Annotated in this window: 9 protein-coding genes; 3 read left to right on the top strand and 6 right to left on the bottom strand. The window is 53.7% G+C overall.

The features are described from left to right. The first annotated feature begins 338 nt into the window (after positions 1–338). Entirely contained in the window at positions 339–602 is a 264-nt protein-coding gene (locus tag SCM96_15700; protein ID MDW7762071.1) for an AbrB/MazE/SpoVT family DNA-binding domain-containing protein, read from the top strand. A gap of 115 nt (positions 603–717) precedes the next feature. Here the strand turns inward: SCM96_15700 and SCM96_15705 are convergent, their stop codons facing one another. Together SCM96_15705 and SCM96_15710 are read right to left on the bottom strand one after the other, a co-directional pair. Beyond that, entirely contained in the window at positions 718–873 is a 156-nt protein-coding gene (locus SCM96_15705) for a hypothetical protein (GenBank protein ID MDW7762072.1), read from the bottom strand. A gap of 187 nt (positions 874–1,060) precedes the next feature. After that, the gene (locus SCM96_15710) at positions 1,061–1,831 is read right to left on the bottom strand and encodes a hypothetical protein (protein MDW7762073.1); all 771 of its coding nucleotides are present in this window, start codon (positions 1,829–1,831) and stop codon (positions 1,061–1,063) included. Positions 1,832–2,222: 391 nt separating this feature from the next. On the opposite strand from SCM96_15710, the gene SCM96_15715 reads away from it, so the two are divergent. Next, positions 2,223–2,966 carry a type IV toxin-antitoxin system AbiEi family antitoxin gene (locus SCM96_15715; protein MDW7762074.1) on the top strand — a complete coding sequence of 248 codons (744 nt, stop codon included), beginning with the start codon at positions 2,223–2,225 and terminating at the stop codon, positions 2,964–2,966. Positions 2,967–3,261: 295 nt separating this feature from the next. Here the strand turns inward: SCM96_15715 and SCM96_15720 are convergent, their stop codons facing one another. The 4 genes from SCM96_15720 to SCM96_15735 form a co-directional block, all read right to left on the bottom strand. Continuing rightward, complete coding sequence (locus tag SCM96_15720; protein MDW7762075.1) at positions 3,262–5,190, bottom strand: DNA/RNA helicase domain-containing protein; 1,929 nt, start codon at positions 5,188–5,190, stop codon at positions 3,262–3,264. A gap of 93 nt (positions 5,191–5,283) precedes the next feature. Then, entirely contained in the window at positions 5,284–5,622 is a 339-nt protein-coding gene (locus SCM96_15725; GenBank protein MDW7762076.1) for a toxin-antitoxin system HicB family antitoxin, read from the bottom strand. A gap of 100 nt (positions 5,623–5,722) precedes the next feature. Continuing rightward, on the bottom strand, positions 5,723–6,061 hold the full coding sequence (locus SCM96_15730) for a type II toxin-antitoxin system HicB family antitoxin (GenBank protein MDW7762077.1): 339 nt from the start codon (positions 6,059–6,061) through the stop codon (positions 5,723–5,725). A gap of 174 nt (positions 6,062–6,235) precedes the next feature. Then, entirely contained in the window at positions 6,236–6,403 is a 168-nt protein-coding gene (locus SCM96_15735; GenBank protein MDW7762078.1) for a hypothetical protein, read from the bottom strand. Between the two features lie 130 nt (positions 6,404–6,533). On the opposite strand from SCM96_15735, the gene SCM96_15740 reads away from it, so the two are divergent. Next, entirely contained in the window at positions 6,534–6,968 is a 435-nt protein-coding gene (locus SCM96_15740) for a hypothetical protein (protein MDW7762079.1), read from the top strand. Positions 6,969–7,048: the final 80 nt, after the last annotated feature.

Consider the following 7,048-nt stretch of genomic DNA (forward strand, 5'->3'; position numbering starts at 1 on the left):
AATGGCCGGCCGCCTTCGCTCGGAACGGGTGGCCGGCTTCCGTCGGAATGACTGGCCGGAATCGCTCGGAATACGCACCCTGAGCTCGAAAATGGCGATTCATAAAACAATACCTGATCAAGTGAGATGATGCAACTAATAAATAGTTGCAATATAGCCGGTCAGTTCCAGCTATTCGTTCTTCAGTGAAAGGACGCTTGGCCTTGAATTGTTATCTCAGGCAGTAAGCCGAAAAACAGGTGTTTGCCTGCTGCGCGGGGTGTCTTGAAGCCCCATAAGATTAGTTGACAAGACTTGCGGACCATGCTAATCTTACCAGTAAGAAAAAGGAGATAGCCATGAGTTATGCGGGCACCACAACGCTATCGTCAAAGGGTCAGGTCGTTATTCCGGAAGAAATTCGATCCAGGCTCGGTCTTCAAGCGGGGACTCAGTTTGTTGTCATCGCGGATCGAGACGTAGTGATATTCAAGGTCTTGGAGCCGCCTTCTCTTAAGGAATTCAAGGGATTGACGAAACGTGCAAGACGCATTGCCGAGGAGACAGGACTGACCCGCGCCGAAGTCGACAAGGCCATTGTTAAGACTCGCCAAACTAAATGAAAATCATTCTTTCTATGATCGTTATCTAAAATAGTGAAAGCCAAAATACGTTCGCAATTTCGTGGCCATCTGTCAGAAACACCAGACAAGCCGAATATAATTATGAATTCGTATTTCAAAGCGACTTCAAGTGTTTTCTGGCGGAGCGGGTGGTTTTATAGGTCAGGCCGCGATCGGCCACCAGACGCTCGATTTTCGTCCATTCCTCTCGGGTGGAGGACTCTTTTTCCTTGATTTCACAGGGCATGAAAAAAACGCCTTTGGCGGTCACTTTGAATATCTTCGATTCTCACACGGATGAAAGCAGGCGTTCAGGACGAGCTCCCGCCAGGCTTGACATGCCTTTCATGCGCCGGATAGACTCTGCCATGATGATGGACACAATTCTCGGTCAGACAAGGCGGGAAACGCGCGCCGAAACATGGACACGGTTCTCGAAAGGCTGTAGATTAGCGAGATCAGTTGGGAAGAACTGATCGAATATCTTGAGAGCCGGAATGCGGATGTCGGGCCGTTGAGAGAATTCTATGGGCACTGCTTGAAATGGAATCTTCCCACTTTTCCTTCAACAAACGGACGATAGCCTTGTAATGCTTTTTGTGATTGGGCTGCAGAGCGATTAGAAAAACGACGTGAGGAGTCAAGAAGGCGCCGACAGATGATCCGGGCGTGGCGAGCTTCAAGGCCTTCAGCATCCGTTGAATAAAATTTTGTCTGTTTTCCCGAATGAAGTGTTGATAAATCAACAGCGACTTTCCTGAATTCCAGAGAGTTTTCACTTCATTCCAGTACAAATATTTCGATGAGCCTTTTCGTCCGTATGGCTTTGACTTCACCTCCAGCCCGTTGTCAGGGTCGAGAAAAACGAAATCGCATCCTTGGGCATTTCGACAAAGGTCTTCAAACCACAACAGACGGTCTGAAGCCTTATCCGGCACATAGGGGGTGAAGTATTTGGTGTTCGGAAGAACTCCCGCCTTTTCGATCAGCTTGACGCTGCGCGTCCGCCCGGAGTCCAAAAGGCTTTTGATTGTCTGGAACAGATCAGGGTCATAACCAGACCACTTGCCTGGGTGTTTCAGATACGAAATCAACTTTCCGTCTGAGCTGCCGTCATCGGGCGTAAGCATCCAGGCAACCAGCAGACGGAACTGACCGGCATGGATGAGTGCGCGCAGCAGCCCGTATTTGCGGTAGTCGTTGATATCTCCGAAATATTGGTCTTTCATGACATATTCGCTTTAAGCGTGTTTTCCATGTTATCACATCTCTTTTAATGCACACTGGACGTAAGATAATCATTGCTAGGCGCCGCCGGGGCGTCTTATAGGCTGAGCTTCAATCTGACGAAACGATTAAGACAGAACTCCCAACCATAGAATTGGCCGTTTTTTGGGGGGAGAGGACGGCAGCTGCGAGAACTTTGCCGGATTCCGGGCGTCTCTCATATGAGTGTACAAATGACGATGAGGGAACTTGAAGCCATGAATGATGCGCGAGAATGGAAACGATTGTTGCTGTTATGCATCAATATAACTATAATATATAGTTATGAGTGCACAAAACATCAAGTCACATGATTATTTCGCGAAAAACCCGGTTTTCACTCATAGGGATTTCATGACAACTATCATATCCCGGGGACGCACCAGGGCCACGGCCAATAATCTTCTTGCTCTGCACCTCTCCTCCGGCAGGCTTGTGCGGGTGAAGCGGGGATTATATGCGGTTGTTGCGTGGGGCGTCGATGCGGCTGAAGCAACAATCGATCCTTATCTCGTCGCGTCTAAAATGCAGGAGGATTCGGTTGTCGCCTATCACGCCGCTCTTCAATTTCACGGGAAAGCCTACTCGCTTTGGCGAACGTTTCAGTATCTCACAAGAAAGAGAGTTCGAACGGTCCATTTTCGAGACTTGCGGTTTGTTTCCGTTCAGGCGCCCGCGAAAGTCCGCGGACTTCCGGACTTCGGCGGCGGTGTTCGAGAAGTCCGACACGCCGGAGGTCTGGTCAGGGTGACCAGCCTGGAGCGAACACTGGTCGATGTCCTTGAAGCGCCCGAAAAGGGAGGAGGATGGGAAGAGATCTGGCGTTCTCTTGAGATGGTCGAATTTTTCGATCTGGATGAGGTATTCGCCTATGTCCGAAATCTGGGATCGGCGGTGGCTGCGGCGAGAGTGGGTTTTTTCCTGGACCGGAATCGGGAAGCGCTCATGGTCGAGACAAAACGGCTCGAAGAGCTGCGGGCGCTGGCGCCGGAACAGCCGCGATACCTCGATCCGGGGCGTGAGCCGGGGAGACTCATCCAGGAATGGAATCTGATCGTACCCGAACGCGTGCTGAATCGAACCTGGGAGGCTGGGTAATGGATTTTACCTGGGAAGATGTGCAAAATTCGAAATATCAACTTTAACCTGGAACGATTGCGCTTTGGATTTGTGGTCTATGGGGGAGTCAATCGAAGAGAACGGGCGATCCTGTCCTGCAGACTTTGCTCCGGCGGCATCCAGGCCTGCTTTGGAAAGCGCAGAATGTGAAGCGTTATGTGCCTTTTCTGGAGTGATATCCACGGAAGCCGGCCAACTGTTCCGAGCGAAGGTGGCCATCGATTCCGGCCGCTTCATTGAGATTCCGGAATCGGAAGAGGAAGTTTGAAGTCGTTCACTCCAACCCAAGGAAGCCGGATGCCGTGAGATATTCGTGCGTCTCATCGAGTTCAGGAAGCGAAGGAATGAAGACGACCGTGCCGTCACGGCCGCGGGTCAGAAGGACGCGGTAGGAGTTCTTGCGGAGCTGAAAGGGATCCTTGATTTGAGCCCGGCGCTGGTAGCCGCGCGCCTTTCGGTTCGTCCAGAGTCCGCCCTCCCGCATGAAGTCCGTGCCCCAGGCGAGAAGAACGGCGTCGGGCTCCAGTCCCTGGGCGCCGAATTCCGTGACGGCGTCCTTGAGACGGCGGCAGGAATAACCGCCCCGGGCGTCCTCGGAGTCGGAATACCAGGGACCGTAGCGCACGCGCTTCGTGGACTGGAAGTCATTGGGGACGTTGAATCGGGCGAGGTCCCGGTCTTTGGAAGATGCGACAAGCCCGAAACGGGCGTCGGGATTTTCGCCGTAGCGCTCTCTCAGGTAGGTTTCGGCCGTTTCGCGATTCTGCGTGAGCCTTAGGTGATACCCCTGGGCTTCGAGCTTGCCGGCCAGGGCGGAATTGACTTCGGGCGCGCCGCCTTCAAGGAGCTGATTCACGAACTCATGGATCTCGGAGGCCAGATGAAAGCGGATTTCGGTATCCAGGTTGAGCGCGGGCGACTCTTCGAACCGGATGGGACTTCCGTCGAAAATCCCGCGGACTTGAGGCGGGCCGTGAACGGTCCAGGCGGATGGATCGGCGGAGCCCTCGACGGCCATCCGCCATTGAACAAGGCCGCCTTCCTCGCCGATGTGGATCTCCTGGCCGCCGCCGATGAGACCGAGCACGGCGCACCACTCGGGGATGCGTTCCGCGAATTCGATGAAGTGTTCGGGCTCGGACTTTCCTCCGATGAAGCCGGGGACATGGCTGTGTTTGAACCGGACCTGTTCGGCGTCGAAAGCCCGCTGGGCTTCGTCGAAGATCAGGACGTGTTCAGACGGAACGAGGCCTGGGCGCGAGGAATATCTTTTGACGTAATCCTTAACGCCTCGAACGAAAGCCTTGCCTCCGCCGCCTGCGCCGCGGAGTTCATATTGAAGCACATCGACGAGGGGCCCGTTACCCGATAGAAAGACGGCCGGTGCGCTAGCCTTGCCGTTGTCGCGTGGGACGGCCAGATCGTCGAGGTAGTGGGCATGAACCGTGCGCAGGCCGACGAGGGTTTTTCCCGCTCCGGGAATGCCGGTCACCAGGATCAGCCTTTTCTCGTGGCGTGCGGCGGCCTCGTGGATAATATCTCTGATCATGAAGACCGCCGGGTCGGTTGCAGCCCGGGCGCGGCGAATGGGTCGGAGGTCGCCCTTTTCGAAGAGTTCGCGGGCCGCCTGGATGAGAGTCGGCAGGGGACGGTATGCGGTTTCCGCGAGAAAGGCTGCAGGTGAGAGGGGCGGCCGCCACGGATCATGGGGCAGCTTCTCGACGAAGTCGTCCACGGCGTCGGGGCCCAGGATGTGAACGTCATGCCGGCTGCCCAGGTAGCCGCGGGCTTTCATCGGCACGCACAAAGCCAGGACGGGGCGGTGTTCGCATTCGCGATGGTAACAGCGGAGATCGCGGACGTAGGCGGCGGCCTGGTCGATATCGGCCTGGGAGGGCTGCAGTTTGCCCTTGAGCTCGAGGACGACGACCGAACCCTTGGCCAGGAAGATGACATCGGTGCGGCGCGACTCCATGGGCAGTGAATATTCGAGAATGGTGGAATAGTCGGGGGCGGCGGTGTCGGCCTGGAGGATCTCGCCGACCTCGTTTTGAAGTGGGGGGATGGCGTCTTCCCAGGCCCGGACCTGTGCGGGGCCGGCGTCCTTGACGTAGGCGCTTAAGCTTTCACGGATGAATTTGGGAGGGGTCGAGCGGAAATGCGGAAACTTGGAGTTCCATCCACAGCGCGGGTCTTCGGTCATGGTTTTGCGGCCCGATGCTTTTGCAGGGACAATCATAGCCTGGAAGGGGGGCGGGAGGCAATGGAAGAACGGCTTGACAGGGAAAAAGGGGGATTATGGAGCAGATAAGCCCTTCCTCAGGGTTTTGATGACGTATGTGTTCAGGCTTTCACCTTCGATAATGGCCCTGACTGATAAAGCCTGGTGCAGATCGGGGCCGGTCCGGAGAACAAATTTACCGGAATACTTTTTTGCAGTGGGCGGGGGCAGAGGACGACCGTCTTTCTTATAGATTTCGATCCATTCGTCGACGATGTCGCAGAGCTCCTTGAAGACTTCCGCCTCATCGTCTCCATGGCAGCAGGGGCCGATCCAACCGGGGACCGACCCGACATAGCACCGGTCTTCGTCCGACCACTCGACGATCTTCAGAAACTTGTCGCTTTCTTTCATTGCCGTGCTTCCTCGATTTGTTGGCATTTGGATAGTACTAAAATAGTATTATAATGTCAAGAAACAGGATCAAAATCGTTAAGTCCCGATTGTGAAGGCGTTAGTTCCTGCCGACTTCTTTTTCGAGAGCCCGACGAACCAGCCGGTTCAGCGAAATTCCCTCGCTGATCGATTTTCGTACAGCCCGTTTGTGAAGGTCCGGTGGCACCCTGACATTGAACGTTCCCTTATATGACCTGATCGAAGACTTTCCGGATTTCCGACAAAGCTCAAGATAGTCGTCGACCGCCGCCTTGAAGCTCTTTTTGAGTTCGTCCACGGATCGGCCCTCGAAAGAAACGAGGTCGTCAATTCCTTCGATCCGCCCATGAAAGCAATTGTCGTCGGGACGATAGCGAATTGAGCCCAGAAAATCTTTGTAACGCTGATCAAGTGGAATGATGCAACTAAACAATAGTTGCAATAATTGAAAGAATCGACTATTTATGGGAGAGAGAGGGCGGCGCGAGTTCGAAGGCTACACCCGGATTTCCCAGAAGTCTTTCCGGAGTTTCTTGAGACCTGTTCCGACGGGGAGTGCGGTTTGAATTTTCAGACGGTTTGAATTCGTATTTCAAAGCGACTTCAAGTGTTTTCCGGCGGAGCGGGTGGTTTTATAGGTCAGGCCGCGATCGGCCACCAGACGCTCGATTTTCGTCCATTCCTCCCGGGTGTAGGACTCTTTTTCCTTGATTTCACAGGGCATGAAAAAAACGCCCTTGTCGGTCACTTTAAATATCACGGTGGAGCCCTTCTTCAGATTGAAGATTTCGCGGATGGGGGCGGGGTGCGTTGACTGGAGCATTGTCAAGAGTCTGTATATAAGACGCACTCCGGTTCTTTCGATTCTCAAGCGGATGAAGGACACGAAAATGAGTTTGATCCATGTGCTTGATCTATGTAATCAAAAGGATTACAATCGTAATCAAAAAGATTACAGAGCAACATCTATGAATCCTGAAAAACTCTTATTCGGAAAAACCCGCGCGGCGATTCTGGCTCTCCTTTATGGGCATGCCGATGAGTCGTTCTATCTCCGGCAGATTGTTCGGATGAGCGACTGCGGCCTGGGACCCGTCCAGCGCGAACTTAAACATCTGGCCGCCTCCGGCCTCATCACCCGGCGTGTCAGCGGACATCAAGTCTATTTTCAGGCCAACCATGAATCGCCTTTATTCCCCGAGATCAAGAGCCTTATGGCGAAAACGGCGGAACCGAAAATCCACTTGATAGGAAGCGATGATGAGCTTAAGCGATTGGGAAAAGGATATAGTTTGATGGATGAATGCAATGATCGGCGTTCTTAAAGCTCGCTGAGCTTCGAGCTGACGAGACGGTTGAGGCTGATTCCTTCCTCTAATAATACTAATGTCAAGGGTTTTTCAGT

It is taken from the genome of Acidobacteriota bacterium, from assembly GCA_033549365.1.
Taxonomy (GTDB): Bacteria; Acidobacteriota; Aminicenantia; order Aminicenantales; family Saccharicenantaceae; genus JAWSUF01.

Coding starts and splice junctions, on each gene's coding strand:
- SCM96_15715 (MDW7762074.1), top strand. CDS start 2,223: ATGACAACTATCATATCCCGGGGACGCACCAGGGCCACGGCCAATAAT.
- SCM96_15740 (MDW7762079.1), top strand. CDS start 6,534: ATGAGTTTGATCCATGTGCTTGATCTATGTAATCAAAAGGATTACAAT.
- SCM96_15710 (MDW7762073.1), bottom strand. CDS start 1,831: ATGAAAGACCAATATTTCGGAGATATCAACGACTACCGCAAATACGGG.
- SCM96_15725 (MDW7762076.1), bottom strand. CDS start 5,622: ATGAAAGAAAGCGACAAGTTTCTGAAGATCGTCGAGTGGTCGGACGAA.
- SCM96_15700 (MDW7762071.1), top strand. CDS start 339: ATGAGTTATGCGGGCACCACAACGCTATCGTCAAAGGGTCAGGTCGTT.
- SCM96_15720 (MDW7762075.1), bottom strand. CDS start 5,190: ATGACCGAAGACCCGCGCTGTGGATGGAACTCCAAGTTTCCGCATTTC.